Origin of the sequence: Metabacillus idriensis, assembly GCF_009674765.1 — a bacterium.
Taxonomy (GTDB): Bacteria; Bacillota; Bacilli; order Bacillales; family Bacillaceae; genus Bacillus_P; species Bacillus_P idriensis.
Map to the genome: position 1 here is coordinate 765,900 of NZ_WKKF01000001.1, position 20,296 is coordinate 786,195.

The window sequence follows — 20,296 nt, forward strand, 5'->3', positions numbered from 1 at the left end:
GGGATAGTCCAATAAGTCTCTAAATTGAAGCAGGAAGGAAAAACAATTGTTATTCCTTCCTGCTTTTTTCTGTAGGCTTTCTTCGTAAACTTGGTTGTTATTAGACTATATGTTAAATATCTTAAGTGAATCTATGCAGCAGGAACTTGATTCACAAACAATAAAATTGGTGTCATTTCTAGAGATTATAGGCAATTTTTTAATACATCCACTAATTAGCCCTTTTTTTCCCTTTCCTATTAAATAATAGTGATTACTATATTAGTAGTAGAAGATTTTATAGAGACTGTTATACCAAAGGCGAACTTTGTCCAAATTTCTATAATGTCATTTTTACTCTCTCATACTTTTAGATTATCTTCTCCACTTTTAATGCTAATCTTTTTAATAATCTCCCCAAGCTCCTCCGGCCGGTGAAACTCAATCGGCGAAACGCCTTTCTCAAACTGAATTGTATCCGCCTCTACCAACAGCACATACCTGCCATTGATTTTCCCAAGGTGAATATTCTCGCCATAGTCCGCAAGCAATCCTTTAATGGAAGTTTCACCAAGCTTCATTTTCAGCTCAGCTTCTGGTGTGTGCTCTACGATTTGCGCTGCAGCTTCAATGACTTGATGGGTATCCAGACGCTCTTGAATATCACGCTTTTCACTGGCTTCCCAGATTTCCATGTCATGTTCGAACTGCTGGCGCTCCTGGCTGTTTTCTTCATATGTTTCAAGTACGTGCTCTTGGACCATGCTCATGACTTGGGTTTTCATGATTTCCGGCATGGATTCCCCGTATTCGACGAATTTAAGGAAGTCTTCAAAGTAGCGTGCATGTGAGGCTTGATGAATTTTCAGCTCGCCCGGCTCTGTCATTCCTTCTTCAGGCATGTAAGGGTATTGGATGGATTTCATATTTTTTGTTGTGATTGCCATTTGCACGTTGCGGATGAGGGTGGATTCATCCGAGATCGAGGCAACCTTTGGTTCGAAATCACATTTTAAGATGAACAAAAAGGTATCCTCAAAGTATTTTTCAGGAGTGGCGGAAAGAACTAGAAATGCCCCGCCGCGAACGGCGCTTGCATCCAAATAAGCCCCGACAAATCGTTCGCTTGCTTCTTTAAACGATTCCTTTGTATCTGCTGTCAGCGCTTTGTGGAAAAGGTTGTAGTTTGGATTAGAATCAAGCTCATAGCCGGGTTCAACGACAAAGTATCCAAGTTTAGTCGGAACCTGTTCGCTGCGCGGATGCTTCTCGACTTTGCGTTTGACAATTTTCTTCAGTTCTCCGTCCAAGAAATCTTTCAGCGCGTTTCCTTCGTACTCTTCTGTTGTTAATGTTTGAAAATGTTTATATTGTTTATTGGCATTCTCTTCTTTTCCATCCACTTGGATGAGGTAAAAAGAAAGATAGTTAATTTTAAATTCCATAGATTCACCTGCTTCTTTTTCAGTTCTTCAAGTGTAAAAGATTGGACTATGGCAGTCAATCTATTACAATGGCTTTATTAAAAGAAGAAGGGAAGTCGATTCTATGGAAAAATTCAGAGCCTTTGTCATTGATAAGCAAGAGGATAAGATCCAATCGGAAATAAAACCGCTGTCGCTGACAGACTTGCCGGAGGGTGATGTCACGATTAAGGTTGCCTACTCAAGCATCAACTATAAGGATGGCTTAGCGACGCTTCCTAAATCGATCGTAAGAAATTACCCGATGGTTCCAGGGATTGACCTCGCAGGAACGGTTGTAGAGTCCAGCAACGAATCTTTTAAAAAGGGCGACGAAGTCATCGTCACAAGCTATGAACTAGGAATCTCTCATTTTGGGGGATTCAGTGAGTACGCCCGTGTCCCTGCAGAATGGGTTGTTCCGCTGCCTGAAGGGTTAACGATAAAAGAAGCGATGATTCTGGGTACTGCTGGATTTACAGCTGCATTATCCATTTTGAGGCTGGAAGAAAACGGACTGACTCCAAAAAACGGAAAGGTGCTGGTTACCGGTGCAACAGGCGGAGTCGGAAGCATTGCTGTCGATATTTTATCTAAAAAAGGCTATGAGGTTGCGGCGAGTTCCGGAAAAAAATCAGAGCATGGATATTTAAAGCAGCTTGGAGCTAAAGAAATTTTATCGAGGGAAGAAGTTACTTCTGACGACGGTAAACCGCTTCGCAAACAGCTTTTTGCCGCTGCAGTTGATCCGGTCGGGGGAAAGACACTTGAGTATTTGCTGAGCGCAACTAAATACGGAGGATCCGTGGCAGTAAGCGGTTTGACTGGCGGAGCAGAGGTTGCAGCGAGTGTCTATCCATTTATTTTAAGAGGCATTAATCTATTAGGAATTGATTCAGTCTACTGTCCGATGGAAAAGAGGCTGACAGTTTGGGAGAGACTCGCGTCTGATATGAAGCCGGCGAATCTTGATAAAGGAATTGTGAATGAAGTGTCTCTTGAAGAAATTCCGTCTATTGTGGAAAAAATATTAAATGGGGAAGTCCGGGGCAGAACACTTGTGAAAATGTAAGTAGATAGAATTTTCAATTAAATCATTGCGTTTTCATGTGCTTATGTGTATAATCCAGTTAACTAAACGTATTTCACGTCTAGAGAGTTAGCCCTCTTGTGTCCCGTGATCTAGTTTATCGCCAGCTTAAATAGGATTTTTTCAAATCTGCTGATTTGTCTATGGAAGAGATTGATTAACGTTGACAAAAGCCAGCTGCCTTCAGTGTGCAGTTGGCTTTTTTTATATCTACAACCAAAAAGGGGATGGAGTAATGATGAACTTTAACTTGTCTGAAGAACAAAATGCAGTAAGAAAAATGGTCCGTGATTTCGTAGATAAAGAGATTAATCCGAATATTGCAGAGTGGGATGCAGCGGGACATTTCGAGCCTTCCATTTTGAAAAAGCTTGCAGAGCTTGGGCTTATGGGAATTTGTATTCCGGAAGAATACGGCGGAAGCGCCATGGACTACAACACACTTGCGATTGTGTGCGAGGAGCTTGAGCGAGGCGATACGGCGTATCGTACAGCCGTTTCTGTTCATACGGGTTTGAACAGCCTGACGCTGCTGCAATGGGGAAATGAAGAACAAAAACAGAAATACTTAGTTCCTCAGGCAAAAGGAGAAAAAGTCGGGGCGTTTGGATTAACAGAGCCGAATGCTGGATCTGATGTGGCTGCGCTTCAGACAACGGCTGTTTTAGAAGGCGATTACTACATACTGAACGGTCAGAAGACGTGGATTTCCTTGTGTGATTATGCGGATCATTTCCTTGTGTTTGCCTATACAGATAAAAGTAAAAAACATCACGGTATTTCTGCATTTATTGTAGAACGCACAATGCCTGGCTTCGATTCAAAAGCAATCAAAGGCAAGCTTGGCATCCGTGCCGGCAATACGGGAGAAATTTTCTTTGATCATATTAAAGTTCCGAAAGAAAACCTGCTTGGACAAGTTGGCGATGGCTTTAAAATTGCCATGTCCGCTCTTGATAATGGAAGATTCACAGTGGCAGCAGGAGCATGCGGTCTCATTCAGGCTTGTATCGAAGAAAGCGTAAACTACTGTCATGAACGGAAAACGTTTGGAAAAGAAATTGGAAAGCATCAGCTCGTTCAGCAGATGATTGCAAAAATGGAAGCAGGCTATCACATGTCGCGTCTTCTTGTATTCCGCGCTGGCTATCTGAAAAACGAAGGCAAACGCAATACGAGAGAAACGTCTCTGGCAAAATGGCAATCCTGTGATTTCGCAAACGAAGCAGCAAACGATGCCGTACAGATTCACGGGGCATACGGATACTCCAACGAATATCCGGTCGAACGCTTCTTGAGAAATTCAAAAGCACCGGTCATTTATGAAGGGACAAGAGAGATCCACACGATCATGCAGGCGGAATACGTTTTAGGATACCGTGAAGATAAAGCGCTCTCAAATATGCTTCCGAGCTGGCCGTTTGAAGATGCGAAAGAAAAAGTAGAAAGCTAAACGAAGAACCCGCGGCGGGAAGCTGCGGGTTTTTTGGTGTGAGATCAAAATACCGTTTTGCATCAAGTGAATGGTCTTGTTGGCACTTTAAATTATATTTAAATGGAATTAAATAAGAAAGTCCCGGCATTATTTTTAAAAGTCCCAGAATTAATTCCGCAGCTCCAATATAAGTATGAAAACTAGAGTGCTGGACCAATCATTTAGGGCATGATAACCCAAAAATCACGGGAATTCCCCACAATAAAGCAGGATTCCCCCAATAAATAAAGAAGTTAGTCAGTATCAAATTGGGTTTCTTGTCGAAAGGAAGGGCTGTACGATGCACTCACAGACGATGTTTATTGCCGGCCATGCGCGATTGCCGGCAGGGATGGCTGCAAAAAATGTGTATGATATGCTGACCATTACGGTTGAAATTGATAAGAGGTATGCAGTTATTTTGGAAGCATCCTGTACGCTTGCGACAGAACACGGAAGAGATTTCGTTGGACGTCTGCTTCGGGGCTACAGTCTTCAGTATGGAATTGAAGAGGTAATCCAGCATGTTAAGGAAAATTACTGCGGGAAAGCGATTCATGCGATTGTTGCTGCGTTGTCAGATCTTCATTTTCAGTACCAGCAGCTGAAAATCGAGAGGTGATTGCCATGAATGCGAAGATTATTGAAAGCATTCCTTTTCCTTGTGTTGTGACGTCCAGCAGCAATGTTATCTTGCACAGCAATGAGTTTGTCCTTCATTTCACCAGCTGCACAGACGTTCAAAATATGAAAATCAGCGAGTTGTTTGATGTGTGGGAAGAACTAAAAGGCGGGAAACTGATTCATGCGAGCTGCGGCGGTTCCAGCTGTATTTTTATGAAGACAAAGCTTGCTGATTCTGATGATATCCTCTTTATTGGAACCGCTTCCACGGAGCTGATTTCCCTGATTAATGAGCTTAAGGAATCAAAGCGGGTCAATCGGGAACTGGATGCAATTATCGAAAATTCATATGACGGCATTTATATTACAGATAAAGAGGGTGTCACATTAAAGACGAATTCGGCGATTGAACGGATTACGGGGATTCCGAAAGATTACTATATCGGGAAAAATGTGAATGCTCTCATCAGCCGGGGAATTCTTGAAAATTCAGTGACTCATAAAGTATTGAATAAAAAGCGGAGTGTTTCCGTTGTTCAGCTGAACCGCGCCGGGAAAGAAACGCTCCTGACCGGTAACCCTGTTTTTAATGATAAAGGCGAAATTGAGAGCATTGTGACAAATATCCGTGATCTCTCTGAACTGAATGATCTACAGAGTGCATTGCGGAAAGCGACGAAATTGAATGACAGCTATAAAAAAGAGATTGAGCGGTTAAAAGGAAAAACGGATGTGAGCGGAGATGTCATTATTAAAAGCGAAGAATTAATCTCCATTTATGAAACGGCTGACAGAGTGGTAAATGTAGATGCGACGATTTTAATCCTCGGAGAAACCGGTGTCGGAAAAGATGTCCTTGCCCGCTACATTTACATCAATAGTGCCCGTGCAAAAAAGGGCGAGTTTATTAAAGTCAATTGCGGTGCCATCCCTGCCGATCTGCTTGAATCCGAGCTGTTTGGCTATGAAGCAGGCGCCTTTACGGGTGCGAACAAACAGGGAAAACCGGGTATGTTTGAACTGGCGGACAAGGGTGTTGTGTTTCTGGATGAAATCGGTGAGCTTCCGCTAAGCCTTCAGGTGAAGCTTCTGCGTGTGATTCAGGAAAAAGAAATTCAGCGGGTAGGCGGAACGGCGCCGAAAAAAGTGGATGTCAGAATCCTTGCTGCAACAAATAAAGATCTGAAGGAAATGGTCCAAATCGGGGAGTTCAGAGAGGATTTATTTTACCGGCTGAATGTTGTTCCGATTCTGATTCCTGCGCTCAGGGAGCGAAAAAGCGATATCCTGCCACTTACGGAGCTTTTTTTGGAGAAAGCCAATAAAAGGTATGAGAAGAAAAAAAGGATGGATGCGGCTCTTAAAGATTTTTTTTACACATACAGCTGGCCTGGAAATGTACGCGAGCTTGCGAATTTAATTGAAAGACTCGTTTTAATCAGCGAAGAGGAGTTATTAAAGATCCGGGATCTGCCTTCTGAGTATCAGCGCCAGGAAAGCCCGATCCATATTTCTAAAATTGTCACGCTGAAGGAAGCGGCTGAGCTAGCGGAGGAAAAAATCTTGTCGCTTGCGGTAAAAAGGTACAAAACAACTTATGAAATTGCGGAAGCCCTTGACAGCAGCCAGCCGACGATTGTAAGAAAGCTGAAGAAGTATGGACTCTGTTTTGAACAGCCTGTCCACTAAAATGCCTTTTGCAGCAAGGCGTTTATTAGAGCATCCTTCATACAATTGTCGAATATTAGCACATAATCTCGTGGTACAATAGAACATATTGAATCATGAGGAGAGAATAGTTATGGAAGAAACAGCTCGCACAGGCAAGAATTATACGGCGATTATCGTCACCCTTTCTCTTGTCGTCAATGCGATTATTCTGGGTTTGTTCTTTTTGCCGATCGGCTATGGCGGCGAAATTAAATTTGATATTCATATTTTCCCGAGAATCAATGCAGTACTGAACAGTTTTACGTTTGTTTTCCTGGTCATTGCGCTTGTCTCGATTATTAAAAAGAATGTGAAGCTGCATAAAGGATTTATTTTAGCCGCTTTTACTACGACATTGCTATTCTGTGTATCTTATCTGACGTATCACTACTTATCAGTAGAAACGACTCGTTTTGGCGGAGAAGGGATCATTCGCAGCATCTACTTCTTCATTCTCATTACACACAGTTTCCTTGCTGCCATCATTGTCCCGCTTGCCCTTTTCTCACTTGTATGGGGCTGGACAGGACAGCTGACAAAGCACCGCAAGATTGTCCGCTGGAGCATGCCGATCTGGTTATATGTAAGCTTTACGGGTGTGGTTGTTTACTTGATGATTTCACCTTACTATTGAAAAAAGCAGGTTCAAAGGTGCAAAAAACTAAATCAGCATAGAAAAAACACACCATTTATCAGCCTAATTGGTGTGTTTTTTTGTGTGAAAAATGTGGAGATTTAATTTCGGGATGAATGGCCAATAAACGTTGCCCTTCTGTGAAAATTGAAGGACTATTGTATTTAGAGTTGAAAAAGTTCTGTAAGGAAAAATTCAATAGGGGGTAAATTATGAACAAGGGAGTAAAAAGTAATAAATATGTTAAAGAATTAGAGGAAGTAAAAATAGTAGGGTACAGAGTAGTTTGTGCTGGTGAAAAATACATTGAGGAAATACCAAAAGCTGCAAGATCATTAAAAGAAAGAACAGAAGAAATTAATCATGTTATAAATTCAGGCCGGCAAGTCGGAGCCTTTGTAGTTGAGGAATCTTCACCAGAGGAAGATGGCTACTGGATCGGTGTTCAAGTAAGTGTATATAAAGATATACCAGAAGATATGATTACTTTAACAATCCCGCCACATAGATATGCTGCTATTTTACACAAAGGACCGAATGCCCAAATAAGAAAAAGTTATGAGGAATTACATCAATGGATCAGAGAAAAAGGGTATACTCGTTCTAATAAAAGTTGGAACTTGGAGTTCTATCAAATAGAAAACAAATCTGAAAATCCTGAAAATGTACAAGTGGAATTATACGATTCCATTTTGTAACTTATTGCGAGAGAACGGCAGTATAAAAGGGGCTTTTACCAAAGGGTTATAACGTAGTGGGCTATACCCCCAAAGATGCATTGATATGGAAAGCCATAGTGAGCGTAGTTGCTGTATAACTAATTTTTATATTAGTGAAAGACTGAAGCAGCCTCAATTATATTTCTACAAGCAGACTGCGAACAGTTTAGCAATCGGGATCATATCCCACGCGGGCTTCCGTTTTACTCGGGCTACCGTAATGATACATTGATATAAAAGATACGAAGGAGGCTTATCTTAAGCAAAGATAAGCTTTCTTTTTTATGAAAATAATTATTGAGTAAATTGCCTGGTTTTGAAATAATTGGTCCTAAGTTGGAGGGGATGATTGTTATGTCAAAACAGAATACATCGTTATTATCAGGGGTGTTTTTCATATTAGGTGTAATTCCACTTATAGTTGGTTTAACTAAGTGGGGTAATGGAATATATGTTGCTGTATTAAGTGTAAGTATATTTTTACCTTTGATTTTAAATGTCTTGGGCTTAATATTTGCTTTATTTGGGGTGAAAGGGAAAATGAAAATAACTCTTGTTTTGGCGAATTGTTTAGGTTTGTGTCTTTCAATCTTTTTGTTATATGTTGCGATGTATGGTTTTCTAAGATCGTAAAGTTATATTCAATCGACTGCGATTGCTGCATTAGAAGATCACTCCTTAAAGATATATATTTCTGCTACTACTAAATATATCGAAGTTTCACATGAGAGAATAGGTGATAAATATGAAAATCTTAAATGCTGTTTTTGATTTAGATTTTGCTTATTTAGAAGCATTTACAAATCGGACTGATACACAGTGGGGAACATTATTTTGGAATGAAAATCAGCCTCGTTATTTTGATGCTAATCACGCACACGTAAGGCGAACTGTAAGTGATTTCAAGTTAGTTATTGATGAAGTAACGGGTTTTTATCAAAGTAAAAAAATCATCCCAAGATTCTATATTATAATTTGGAGTGCCAAGAAGAATTTATTTCCCATCTGAAAATGAATAATTTTGAGTTGGAAGAGTTAATAACCCCTGTTCAACTATGGAAAGGAAAGCCTATAAATTTAGCGATAAACGATGAAATAACAATTGATATAGTTACAAAATATAATTATTTTGAAGCATTGAATATCGAATGCAGCATAAAGGAGTTTGGAGGAAAAGCTGTTCGAGAAAAAGCTTTCGAACAGGAGTTTAGTCATCCTCAGTTTACATATTATTTGCTTAGTTATAAAGGGGTTGCGTGTGCAACTGCCAGTTTATTTATCCAAGATAAACAAGCTCGTATGGAAAGTGTAGCTACTTTGGAAGAGTACCGGGGAAAAGGATTTATAGGTCATTTAATTAATCATATTCAATCAGAAGTTATGAGAATGAGATTAGATAATCTTTGGGTGATCCCCATTAATGAAAAGATAGAGAAAGTTTATCAAAAATACGGCTTTGTAACTGTAGAAAAATTCAAAATGGGACACGCCTACAAAGGAGCGCAGTATTAAAGAGATTCAAGAATGAGATTGTTTTTTATCTATGTTTATATTCAACGCTTGGGAACAATAAATTGAATATCGAAAAGGAACTCCAAAGGTATTCGGAGTTCTCTTTTTTATTTACTGCTAAAATCGGTTTTAGAAATAGCAGTACAAATATACGCCCTTTGCTGGCTAATCGATTTATGCTCTCTATGCTGATATTTAATAAGTTTGGCACTCCGCAAGCGAACCCGTTTGCCTGCGCTGCTTTTTTTTATTCCCTTTTTCCAATAAATAAATAATCAGTCTGCGAGACCACATCTATTTTCTCCCCGTTTTTTTCGTATGTTGTCTGGGCTCCCATCTGATCGACTTTCTTCCAGCCCCAAAGATTGATTGCAAGGAGATAGGCAGAGGGAAGGCCGTTCTCCTCTGAAGCAAGTGTCCAGCTGTATTCTTCATAAGCTTTTTCATCAGATGACTCACTGAGCTTTGCACTTACTGGTACTGGGAAACCTTCTGCTATTTTGGAAGTTTGGTATAAACCGTAAAAATAGATAAGGACTGCAGCTATGACAGTACATATAAGAATAACCAGCTTTTTCATCATTGATACAGCGACCTCCACAAATAAAAGACTGCATACGCTTCCCAGCCCTTCCATCCTTCAGCAAGTTTGGCCAGTTCTACGATTGACGGCTTTCTGTCTAATCCGAGCTGTGCTTTTATTGCATTTTGTAAGCCGATGTCTGAAATCGGAAAAGCGGTAAGATCGTTTAAGCATTTCATCATGACATAGTCAGCTGTCCATGCGCCTAAACCGCGAATGCTCAGCAGAAGAGATCTTGCTTCAGATTTTTCTAATTCGAGCAGTTTTTCTTTAGATAGCCTGCCGTTCGCCATCTCTTTTGCAATACCAAGGATATATTCTGCTTTTCTTGTTGTGAATTGAAGTTTTTGGAGATCTGAAATTTCAAGTTCAGCGATTATTTCAGGTTTTGGGAAAAGCCATAGCCGCCGTCCTTCAAAATCTTGACTCTGACCGAAGTGTTCGATCAATCTCCTTTTAAGCGTATAGGCAAAATTCAGGTTGATTTGCTGGCCGATGATCGCCCATGTCAATGCCTCAAATAAATCAGGGATCCGGAGTCCATAATGCTTAGTGACGACGGCGCTTAAAAGTTCATCCTTGTCAGACAGCTCATAAAAAGGCTGCATCTCCCTGTCTAAATCAAATAGATTCCAGATGTATTTTCCTGCTTGTACTCGGCTGAACTTGTCAGGGATATGATCAGGGAATTCAATAACTAGTCTTTCCTGCTTCATTGACACCTTCAGCAGCATCCTTTTCCCATCGATTTCAATCCATTTCAGCAGAAAATCCCCTTGAACGCGGTGAAGGACTTCAGCTGCAGATCTTCCTAGAAACACAAGACATTCACTGAAGGCAAAATCAGTTGGAGGGAGCAGCTCTATGTACGCCTTATGATCCATCCACTTGCTTTGCGGAAAATCAGGAAAACATTTTTTGCATGAGCGGAATTGCTGATTTTCAGCATCTGCTGGAGTTTCGAAAAAAATCACATTCTGAGGAAGAGGCTTTTTTGCATAGCAGGAGGGCAAACAATAGATTTTTGTTGTTTTTACACCGGTGTAAAAGACGCCGTCGAACGTTTTATCAGCCGAAAGCATAGCTTCAAGCATCGTGCTGCGGGATAATGCCGTCATGATTTCATCCCCTTTCTATTTTAAAAAAATGATACCACTATTTTACATATTTTTATATAATTACGTAGATTTCATCACTTTGAAACTTTTCTTAAATCAGATTCCTCTAACATGTGAAAGGAGAGGAAAGCGTGAGTCAACTACATATTGTTGAAAAAGCCATAAAGGGCAATGAAGAAGCATTTGAAGAGCTGGTTAAAGCGGAAAGCGCCAAGCTATATAAAACGGCATTTTTATATGTCCGGAATAAAGAAGATGCATTAGATGTTCTGCAGGATACTGTTTGTAAAGCCTTTATCTCCATAGAAAGCTTAAGGCAGCCGGAATATTTCAGAACGTGGCTGACAAAAATTTTAATTCGCACGGCTTATGAACTTTTGAAGAAAAAGAAAAAAACAGTCTTAATGGAGAGCGCATTCCTTGAAAAGAAAGCTGCAGTTTATCAAGAAAGCGAGCTTGACCTCACCTTTGCCATTTCTGCGCTGAATCAGAACTATCAAACCGTCATTATTTTATTCTATTATCACGATTTATCCATCCGTTCGATCGCAGAAACGATGAATAAACCTGAAGGAACCATTAAGACTTATCTGCGCAGGGCTAAAGCGGAACTGAAACAAGTGCTAGAAGGAGGAGAGCTGTATGGACAAAAAATGGTTTGAGAACCAAATGGCCGAAATGGAACTGCCTGAAGATGATATTTTTGCCGCCGTTTCACGTGGAATAAAAGCTGGCAAAGAGCAAAAGCGTAAAGACAGACGTTACTCTGTGAAATCAGCAGCCCTTTTTTCAACAGCGGCAGCATCCATTCTGCTCGCTTCCGGATTTATTTTTACGCCGGTAACAAACGTATTGGCAAGTGTCCCGCTGCTCGGATCCATCTATGAAAACTTTTCTTTTTCAATCGGCAAAGAACTGGCGTCAGCTGAACTAGTAACAGAGCTGAATGAAAAGGCTGTAAGCAACGGGGTCAGCATTACGCTGACAAGTGTGTTTTTTGACGGCAATGTTGTAGGGGTTACATTCAAGTCAGAAGGCGATTCTCTTCCTGAAAAATGGATAGAAGGGCCGAACGATCCAGCTTCGGGGTACGGACATTATCTCTTCGACGGCAGCGAATCAAAGCAGTGGCCAGGCTCTCATTCAGGGATTGTAAAAACGGAAGATGGGTATATAGGCTCGATGGAATTCTATTATCAAGGAAAGGAACTGCCGGCTGACTTTACACTTCCGCTGACATTTGAATCGATCGCAGGACAAAAAGGGGAATGGAAGTTTGACGTTCCTGTAAAGCGGATTCCGAATGAAACGGCAGCTGTAAATGCAGAAACAAAGATCGGTGATGAAAAGCTTGTGATTCACTCTGTTACGAAAGGAAAAGCTACCACTTTGCTTGAATATGAAACCGTGCTGTCGGATGAACATGACAGTGTGTCATTTCGTGTAAAAGACGGCCAGGGAAATGAGCTCCCGCTAAGTCATGGAGATGTGATTCATTCAGAAGTGATAAACGGAAAAGTGCATACTGTGCAGCGTTATCTATTTTCGGCGGGATTATCAGATGAAACCGAATACTTAATGGTTTATCCGGAAATTGAGCGGGATGAGCCGCGAACCCTGGCTCCAGTCGTTTCGCCGCCTTTCACTGCAGAGAGTAAACGGTTTGGGTATGAGCTGCAAGTAGATAAAGTGACTAAAAAGGATAACAGAGTCGTTTTAGACTATCGAATAAAACATGTCAATGGAGCGGATTACAAGCAGGACATTCTCCAAAATTTTGCTGATTCCATCTCTCTCCAAAAAGGAGACACTTTCATTTACGGCAATAACGCCAAGCTGATCGATCCTGAAAGCCTGCACTTTCAATCCAATTTTAACGTTACAGCTGATGTTGATCTGAATGACTTTTCTTTATCTATTCCCTTCGGTTTCTTCAGCATGAATGGGGAACCTGTGAAATTGCCTCCTGTTAAAGTTGAGCTGAAATAAAAAAGTATCTCAATCATCCGGGATTGTCCAATAAGTCTCTAAAATGAAGCAGGCAGGAAAAACAAATGTTATTTCCTGTCTGCTTTTTTCTGTAGGCTCAGCTCGTAACTTTGTAGTGGATTGAACTTGACTCCTGCGGGAATTAGAGCGAAATGGGAGACCCCGCAGGCTTACCGAGGAGACTCACACGCTCCCCGCGGAAAGCAAGTTCTTGGAGCGGAAAGGAACGGACAACATCTATAATCGAAAACAATAATTATGTGAAAACACAGCCCCTTCATTAATTCAATCCTGAATCCTCCGATTCAAAAATGAATCACAAGAACCCGCTTAAATCGACACGATTGATTCAAAAATGAATCTTGTTGTTAGAAAAATCCCGCTGCGCAAGCTTTTCCCCAGTTGGCACACTTCTTGCATCAACTAGAGTAAGAATTTTAAAGGGGGATATTTAGATGCAGGCAACCGTTTCTCAAGAAATCGAACAAATGAAAAAAATGGTGAGAAGTTTTGTAGATAACGAGGTTGAACCATACGCGCAGCAGATTGAGGATGAAGACCGGATTCCAGACCATTTAGTAGAACAGGCGAAGGACCTTGGTCTTTTCGGCATCAGCATTCCGGAAGAGTACGGCGGGATTGGGCTGAATGCGGTTGGAAAAGCAGTGGTACTTGAACAGCTGGGACATACACATAACGGTTTTGTCAGTTTGATCAGTGCCCATACAGGAATCGGGAGCACAGGACTGGTGAAGCTTGCTTCAGAATCATTAAAACAAAAGTATTTGCCGGATATGGCTGCAGGAAAGAAAATCGCAGCGTTTGCTCTGTCAGAGCCAGGCGCTGGTTCAGATGCTACGAATCTCGCAACGCGTGCAGAGAAACGGGGAAATCAGTGGATTTTAAATGGAACGAAGCATTTCATTACGAATGCGCCTGTTGCTGATGTCTTTACGGTATTTGCCTTAACGGACAAGGAAAAAGGAGCGAAAGGCGGAATTACCGCATTTTTAATTGAAAAGGATTTTCCTGGCTTCTCGCTCGGAAAAAAAGATAAAAAGATGGGGCTGCGCGGATCTCATACTGCACAATTGATTTTCGAAGATTGCGTCGTGCCTGAGGAAAATGTAATCGGTGAAGTCGGCATGGGATATATGTCTGCACTGAAAATTCTGAGCGAAGGCCGTGTGGGGCTGGCAGCCAGAGCGGTTGGTTCATGCGACAAGTTGATAGCGCTTTCAGCATCGTATGCAAAAGAACGGATTCAATTTGGAAAACCGATTGCCGATAATCAGGCGATTCAATGGATGCTTGCGGATATGGCGACAGAAACAGAAGCAGCAAGAACTCTCACTTACATGGCTGCCTCCATGATTGATGAAGGGAAAAAGGTCATCAAGGAAGCATCGATGGCGAAGCTGTTTGCGTCTGATGTCTTCAATCGGGTAGCGGACAAAGCGGTACAGATTCATGGGGGAATGGGCTATGTTTCGGATTATCCGGTAGAGCGTTTTTACCGCGATGCCCGCATTACGAAAATTTATGAGGGAACAAATGAAATTCAGCGTCTTATCATTGCAAGACGAGTGCTGGAAGAAAATTGAGCAAGAGCGGATAGGGGGAATTAGATGCGCTGGACTGTGCTTGTTTTACTATTCTTTGGGATGTTCATTAACTTTGCGGATAAATCGATTACGGGGCTTGCAGCTGTCCCGATCATGAAGGAATTTAATCTTTCGTACGCCGATTGGGGTCTTGTCGGCAGCAGTTATTACTGGCTTTATCCTGTAACAGGTATTTTTGGCGCAGCATGGGCTGACCGGGTTGGAGCAAAAAAAGTGCTCGGGTTTTTGATGCTGACATGGGCGGTTTTGCAAATAGGCGTGCTTGCCATTGCAGGTCTCCCATTGCTTCTGCTGTACCGTTTTTTACTTGGAGCATTTGAAGGGCCGTTCAGCCCGATTGCTTATAACCATGCTAACACTTGGTTTCCGCCAAAGCTTCGCGGGCTAGCCAATTCAGTCGTTGTATCAGGAGCTACGCTTGGCGCGATGGTAGCGGCGCCGATTCTTGTCGCGCTAATCCATATTTTCGGCTGGCGGATAGCTTTCGCGTTTTTAGGAGTCGCAAGTATTGTCTGGTTTGTCGCGATCCAATTCACTCGTGACGTTCCTCGGGCTGATGAACTGGAAGAAGACGAAAAACCAAAGAAAAAGCAGCTTGAGAAGCTTGATGTAAAAGCATTTCTGCTGATGCTCTCTAAACCATCTGCTTTGTTTACGACGCTTGCTTATTTTTCAACCTACCTGCTTGTTGTCTGGTTTGCTGTGTGGCTTCCTGTTTACTTAGTGAAAATCGTCAACATGACAAATATCGAGATGGGTTATGCAGTTTCAGGCATCGGAGTTGTTTCAGTCGGCGTCTATATTGGGGTTTCTGTTTTGTCAGACAGAATGTTTAAACGGAATAAAGACTGGCGGATATCGAGGGTGTATGTAGTCGGCCTGGCCATGATCATCGGTGCGCTGCTGCTTGCTTCCACAGCCTTTATTACAAATGCTGTCTGGGTCATTATCGCGATGTGTCTTGCTAAAGGACTTACGTATGGCATTTTAACGATAGGACCAACCATCATCATTCATCTTCTGCCTGAGCGCGGCGGACTGATGACGAGTATTTTAACATCATCAGGCAACTTGGCGGGTATTGTAGGACCTTTAATAACAGGTTATATCGTCGGTTCATCAGGTGAAAACAGTGCGGCAGGCTTTGATTTATCCATTATCTTCATGGCCGGGCTGATAACGGTATTCGGCGTATTGTTCACTGTTTTTGTAAGGCCTAATTCAAAAATTGACCTTGCCGCAGAAAATCAAGCCGCAATCGGAAAGTAAGGGGGAGGTAGTGTGGAGCGTACGATTCAGCGTCCCTGGCATTCTTTTTATCAGCACGGGGACGTTCATATACCGGAACAGTCCGTTTATACAATGCTTGAGAAAACCGCAGAGCGATATGGCGGGCAAACCGCAATCCTTTTTGAAGATTTAGAAATAACGTATATGGAGCTGAAAAACAAAGTTGATAGGCTCGCAGGAAAATGGAATGAAATGGGGTTCAAAAAGGGTGACCGCATCGGATTGATGCTGGCCAATCATCCCGATTACGTTATTTCCTATTACGCCGCTCATGCACTGGGGCTGATTGTTGTCCAAATTAACCCGATGTACACAGCGAGAGAGCTGCTTCAAATTGTAGCAGATGCTGAAGTGACGACGATCGTTGCGGATGCCGCTGGCAGGAAAACCATTAATGAAGTCAGCGACCTTTATTCCTTTACCCATATGATGGCATCCCAGCTGTCGGGCTCAGACGGCCATTATTTGAAGCTTGAAGATCTGATTGCCTCTGGGATTTCATTAAAACGTCCTGCCCAGATCAAAGCGAAGGAAGATGTCGCAGTGATCCAGTACACGGGCGGAACCACCGGGAAAATGAAAGGCGCGATGCTGACTCATTTCAATCTTACAGCAAACGTCTATCAAAGCTACCTGATGTACGGGGATTCGATGATTCAGGGAAAAGAAACCGTGCTGATTGCAACACCGCTCTATCATGTGTATGCGATGACAAGCGGCATGAACCTGGGAATCTTCATTGGAGGGAGACTGCTTTTATTCAGGAAGTTCGAGATTGATGAGGTGCTGGAAAAAATTAAAAAGCACCGGCCTACTTTTTTTCCAGGCGTGCCGAAGATGTATATCGCTTTCGTCAATCATCCTGAAATAGAAGAAGCAAAGCTGGGTTGTCTAAAGCTGTGTTCTTCTGGATCTGCACCGCTTCCGGTTGAAATCATTCAGCGATTTGAAAGCTTGACTGGAACGCGGATAGGGGAAGGATTCGGACTGTCAGAAGCTTCACCTTCCACACACCGCAATCCGCCGTTTGGCAAAAGAAAAATCGGCAGCATCGGCATTCCCGTTCCAGAAACCGACTGCATGATTGTCGATGAGGACAACCTTGCACTCGGGCCTAAAAGTGTCGGAGAGCTTTTGATCAAGGGTCCGCAGATCATGAAAGGCTACTGGAACAATGAAGCTGAAACACATTCCGCTCTGCAGAATGGCTGGCTGTACACCGGGGATCTGGCGACGATGGATGAGGAAGGCTACTTTTATATCGTCGGCCGCAAGAAAGAAATGATTATTTTGGGAGGCTTTAATATTTATCCTCAGGAAATTGAAGGTGTACTTTATGAACATCCGGATGTCAAAGAAGCGGCTGTAGTCGGCCTGCCTGATGAAGAGCACGGAGAACGAGTGAAAGCGTACGTTGTTCCAAAGGATGGGAAGACGATTGATAAAGAAGAGCTGAGGGGCTATTGCTATACAAAACTAACACCCTATAAAGTTCCAAAGCAGTTTGAAGTGCGGGACAGCCTGCCGAGGAATACGGTTGGAAAACTATTAAAAAGACTGCTTGTTAAAGAAGAAACAGAGAGAGGGGACAATCAAAATGGGAATTGAATCAATTAAAAATGTGGCCGTAATCGGAGCGGGGACGATGGGCTCGCAAATTGCGATGGTCTGTTCACTTGCCGGATATCCGGTCACGCTGCAGGATGTAAGCGCGGAAAGCCTTGAAAAAGCAAAGCAGTTTCTGGGAATTCAGATGGAGAAACGTGTCAAGAAAGGCAGGTTCACTGCTGAGGCGGTAGAAGCTGCGTTCAGCCGGATTACGTTTACCGCATCTCTTCATGAATTAAAGGAAGCGGATCTGGTCATTGAAGCGATTGTTGAAAAGCTGGATGTAAAAAGAGAGCTCTTTAAGAAGCTTGATGAAATTACACCGCCGCATGCTATTTTAGCGACTAACAGCTCAACGATTGTCAGTTCAAAGATAGCGGATGTAACTGTCCGTCCCGAAAAGGTCTGCAACATTCACTTTTTCAATCCTGCATTAGTCATGGAGCTTGTAGAGGTTGTGAAAGGTCCGCACACTTCTGTAGAAACCGCTCAAACGTCGATGGATTTTGTGAAAAAGATTAATAAACTGCCAGTCTTATTGAATAAAGAAATCTCAGGGTTTATTGCGAACCGCATTTTAGGAAAGCTGATGGACGAAGCGGTGTACCTGCTTGAAAACGGCTATGCAAGCCATGAAGAAATCGATCTAGTCTGTACAAAAGCGCTGAATCATCCGATTGGACCGTTCGCCTTAATGGATCTGACCGGCATTGATGTGAACTATTTTGTCAGAATGCAGCGCTATGAGGAAAGCGGAAACGAGCGCGATAAGCCTGCCAGGATCGTTCAGGAAAAGGTAGAAAATGGAGAGCTGGGCCGAAAAACAGGCAAAGGTTTTTACACATATGACCAAAAGGCTGCAGTGAAATAGGGGTGATTCTGTGCAAAAAGTCAGTGTAATTGGTGCAGGAACAATGGGCCGCGGCATTGCCTATGCCTGTGCGGCTGCAGGGTTTTCAGTTATTGTTCAGGATATTCATGAACAATCGCTGGATACTTGCAGATCTTATGTGTCAAGACAATTTGAAAAGGCCGGCAAGACAGATGCGGAAGCGAGCATTGTTTACACAACGGAACTAAAACAGGCTGCAGAAGATGCAGATCTCATTATTGAAGCCGTGCTTGAAGTAATGGAACTGAAAATCAGCGTGTTTAAAGAGCTTGACCGCTATGCAAAGCCGTCAGCGATTCTTGCAACGAATACGTCAACGATGAGCCCGACTGAAATCGGTGCGCAAACAAGCCGGCCCAAGCAGTGCATTGCGCTTCACTTTTTCAATCCTGTGCCAAAAATGAAGCTGATAGAAGTCATTTGCGGCCTGGAAACGTCACAAGAAACGATAGAAGCCTGCTTTGGGTTTGGGGAGGCACTCGGAAAAGAATGCGTAAAGATCAATGAGTTCCCGGGTTTTGCAGTCAGCCGCATGAATTGCCTGATCGGAAATGAAGCGATGACGATGGTGATGGAGGGAGTCGGCTCGGTTCAGGATATCGATAAGGCGATGAAGCTTGGCTTAAATCATCCAATGGGACCGCTCGAGCTTGCTGACTTAGTGGGGCTTGATACGAGGCTTCGGAATATGGAATATCTTTATAAAACACTCGGCGAAAAATTCCGTCCGTGTCCGATCCTTGTGAAGTATGTTAAAGCCGGCTGGCTCGGTAAGAAAAGCGGACGCGGATTTTATGAATACAGCTAGGGGGTGACCATGATGAACTTTCAATTTGATGAGGATATTCAATTTTTAAAACGGAATGTCCGCGATTTTGTTCAAACAGAAGTTGAAGCCGTTGCAATGGAAATTGAGGAGTCCAATTCGATTCCTGAACGGATCATTTCCATGTCAAAGGAACTTGGGCTTTTCGGATTAAGCATTCCGGAGCAATACGGCGGACTTGGCATTGGAATGGTCGGGAAATGCGCTTTATATGAAGAAATCGGTGCTACACATAATGGCTATACAACCTTAATAGGTGCACATACAGGCATTGGAACAGTCGGCATCGTCGAGATGGGAAACGATCAGCAAAAGCAGAAATACCTCCCTGCCATGGCAAGCGGCGAGAAAATCGGTGCGTTTGCCCTTACTGAGCCAAGCGCTGGATCTAATGCAACAAATCTTAAGACAACTGCTGTGAAAAAAGGAGATAAATACATTCTGAACGGGACGAAGCATTACATCACGAATGCCACCGAGGCAGATGTCTTTACAGTAATGGCCGTAACAGACCCTTCAAAAGGAGCAAAGGGCATCACGTCTTTTATCATTGAAAAGGATTTTCCTGGATTTCAAGTAGGAGCTGTTGAAAAGAAAATGGGACTGCGCGGTTCCCATTCTGCTGAAATCATTTTAGAAGATTGTGAGGTTCCAGCTGAAAATGTGCTTGGAGAGGAAGGGCAGGGATACGTTAATGCTCTTAAAATCCTCGCAAATGGACGTGCCGGTCTAGCAGCCCGAAATCTTGGATCCTGTCAAAAGCTGCTCGACCTCTCGATGACCTATTCCCAGGAAAGAGTGCAATTTGATGTGCCTATTTTTGAACATCAGGCAGTTTCTCACATGATTGCAGAGATGGCAATGGAAATTGAAGCATTGCGGTCGTTTACTTACCGGGTTGCCTGGATGGTGGATGAGGGCATGAAGGTGATTAAAGAGGCGGCAATGCTGAAGCTGTTTGGATCTGAAGTTTATAACCGGGTAGCGGATAAAGCAGTTCAGGTTCATGGGGGAATCGGCTATATTGCAGATTACCCGATCGAACGATTTTTCCGCGATGCACGGATTACGAGAATTTATGAAGGCACATCTGAAATTCAGAAAAATATCATCGCAGGTCAGCTGAAAAAGCAATATCAATAAGGAAGGAGCTAAGAATC

Annotated in this window: 19 protein-coding genes and 1 pseudogene; 17 read left to right on the forward strand and 3 right to left on the reverse strand. The window is 42.7% G+C overall.

Going from position 1 to position 20,296, the window contains the following annotated elements:
• Nucleotides 1–341 precede the first annotated feature (341 nt).
• Nucleotides 342–1,424 carry a DUF3900 domain-containing protein gene (locus tag GJU41_RS03805; RefSeq protein ID WP_070876809.1) on the reverse strand — a complete coding sequence of 361 codons (1,083 nt, stop codon included), beginning with the start codon at nt 1,422–1,424 and terminating at the stop codon, nt 342–344.
• A 103-nt stretch (nt 1,425–1,527) separates the two neighbouring features.
• Between GJU41_RS03805 and GJU41_RS03810 the strand changes: the two genes are divergently transcribed.
• From GJU41_RS03810 to GJU41_RS24870, 9 genes are all read left to right on the forward strand, one after another.
• Nucleotides 1,528–2,514, forward strand: a complete 987-nt coding sequence (locus tag GJU41_RS03810) for an NADPH:quinone oxidoreductase family protein (RefSeq protein ID WP_154318040.1) — start codon at nt 1,528–1,530, stop codon at nt 2,512–2,514.
• A gap of 256 nt (nt 2,515–2,770) precedes the next feature.
• A complete protein-coding gene (locus GJU41_RS03815) occupies nt 2,771–3,985 on the forward strand; it encodes an acyl-CoA dehydrogenase family protein (RefSeq protein ID WP_154318313.1) in 1,215 nt (404 codons plus the stop codon).
• 322 nt (nt 3,986–4,307) lie between these two features.
• On the forward strand, nt 4,308–4,628 hold the full coding sequence (locus GJU41_RS03820; protein ID WP_070876807.1) for a DUF3870 domain-containing protein: 321 nt from the start codon (nt 4,308–4,310) through the stop codon (nt 4,626–4,628).
• A 5-nt stretch (nt 4,629–4,633) separates the two neighbouring features.
• Complete coding sequence (locus GJU41_RS03825; RefSeq protein ID WP_154318041.1) at nt 4,634–6,319, forward strand: sigma-54 interaction domain-containing protein; 1,686 nt, start codon at nt 4,634–4,636, stop codon at nt 6,317–6,319.
• Nucleotides 6,320–6,431: 112 nt separating this feature from the next.
• Nucleotides 6,432–6,974 (forward strand): DUF420 domain-containing protein, encoded by a 543-nt coding sequence (locus tag GJU41_RS03830; protein WP_154318042.1) that lies wholly within the window; start codon nt 6,432–6,434, stop codon nt 6,972–6,974.
• Between the two features lie 212 nt (nt 6,975–7,186).
• Nucleotides 7,187–7,672 carry a GyrI-like domain-containing protein gene (locus tag GJU41_RS03835; protein WP_154318043.1) on the forward strand — a complete coding sequence of 162 codons (486 nt, stop codon included), beginning with the start codon at nt 7,187–7,189 and terminating at the stop codon, nt 7,670–7,672.
• Nucleotides 7,673–8,047: 375 nt separating this feature from the next.
• A complete protein-coding gene (locus GJU41_RS03840; protein ID WP_154318044.1) occupies nt 8,048–8,326 on the forward strand; it encodes a hypothetical protein in 279 nt (92 codons plus the stop codon).
• Nucleotides 8,327–8,438: 112 nt separating this feature from the next.
• Nucleotides 8,439–8,702, forward strand: a complete 264-nt coding sequence (locus GJU41_RS24865; RefSeq protein ID WP_224771356.1) for a hypothetical protein — start codon at nt 8,439–8,441, stop codon at nt 8,700–8,702.
• Between the two features lie 17 nt (nt 8,703–8,719).
• On the forward strand, nt 8,720–9,205 hold the full coding sequence (locus GJU41_RS24870; protein WP_224771357.1) for a GNAT family N-acetyltransferase: 486 nt from the start codon (nt 8,720–8,722) through the stop codon (nt 9,203–9,205).
• 247 nt (nt 9,206–9,452) lie between these two features.
• Here the strand turns inward: GJU41_RS24870 and GJU41_RS03850 are convergent, their stop codons facing one another.
• Nucleotides 9,453–9,788: a hypothetical protein gene (locus tag GJU41_RS03850; protein ID WP_154318045.1), complete on the reverse strand. Its 336-nt coding sequence runs from the start codon at nt 9,786–9,788 to the stop codon at nt 9,453–9,455.
• Nucleotides 9,785–10,906 (reverse strand): Ada metal-binding domain-containing protein, encoded by a 1,122-nt coding sequence (locus GJU41_RS03855; RefSeq protein ID WP_154318046.1) that lies wholly within the window; start codon nt 10,904–10,906, stop codon nt 9,785–9,787. Before GJU41_RS03855 ends, GJU41_RS03850 begins: the two co-directional genes overlap by 4 nt.
• Before the next feature lie 131 nt (nt 10,907–11,037).
• Here GJU41_RS03855 and GJU41_RS03860 point away from each other — a divergent pair.
• From GJU41_RS03860 to GJU41_RS03895, 8 genes and pseudogenes are all read left to right on the forward strand, one after another.
• Nucleotides 11,038–11,633, forward strand: a pseudogene (locus GJU41_RS03860) (sigma-70 family RNA polymerase sigma factor).
• Complete coding sequence (locus GJU41_RS03865) at nt 11,549–12,895, forward strand: DUF4179 domain-containing protein (RefSeq protein WP_070876798.1); 1,347 nt, start codon at nt 11,549–11,551, stop codon at nt 12,893–12,895. Before GJU41_RS03860 ends, GJU41_RS03865 begins: the two are co-directional and overlap by 85 nt.
• A gap of 455 nt (nt 12,896–13,350) precedes the next feature.
• On the forward strand, nt 13,351–14,499 hold the full coding sequence (locus tag GJU41_RS03870) for an acyl-CoA dehydrogenase family protein (RefSeq protein ID WP_070876797.1): 1,149 nt from the start codon (nt 13,351–13,353) through the stop codon (nt 14,497–14,499).
• Nucleotides 14,500–14,523: 24 nt separating this feature from the next.
• Nucleotides 14,524–15,789: an MFS transporter gene (locus GJU41_RS03875; RefSeq protein ID WP_154318047.1), complete on the forward strand. Its 1,266-nt coding sequence runs from the start codon at nt 14,524–14,526 to the stop codon at nt 15,787–15,789.
• Nucleotides 15,790–15,801: 12 nt separating this feature from the next.
• On the forward strand, nt 15,802–17,418 hold the full coding sequence (locus tag GJU41_RS03880) for a long-chain-fatty-acid--CoA ligase (protein WP_070876795.1): 1,617 nt from the start codon (nt 15,802–15,804) through the stop codon (nt 17,416–17,418).
• The gene (locus GJU41_RS03885; RefSeq protein WP_070876794.1) at nt 17,408–18,289 is read left to right on the forward strand and encodes a 3-hydroxyacyl-CoA dehydrogenase family protein; all 882 of its coding nucleotides are present in this window, start codon (nt 17,408–17,410) and stop codon (nt 18,287–18,289) included. Before GJU41_RS03880 ends, GJU41_RS03885 begins: the two co-directional genes overlap by 11 nt.
• Nucleotides 18,290–18,299: 10 nt before the next feature.
• The gene (locus tag GJU41_RS03890; protein ID WP_170292713.1) at nt 18,300–19,118 is read left to right on the forward strand and encodes a 3-hydroxyacyl-CoA dehydrogenase family protein; all 819 of its coding nucleotides are present in this window, start codon (nt 18,300–18,302) and stop codon (nt 19,116–19,118) included.
• A gap of 12 nt (nt 19,119–19,130) precedes the next feature.
• The gene (locus GJU41_RS03895) at nt 19,131–20,279 is read left to right on the forward strand and encodes an acyl-CoA dehydrogenase family protein (RefSeq protein WP_070876792.1); all 1,149 of its coding nucleotides are present in this window, start codon (nt 19,131–19,133) and stop codon (nt 20,277–20,279) included.
• Nucleotides 20,280–20,296 lie beyond the last annotated feature (17 nt).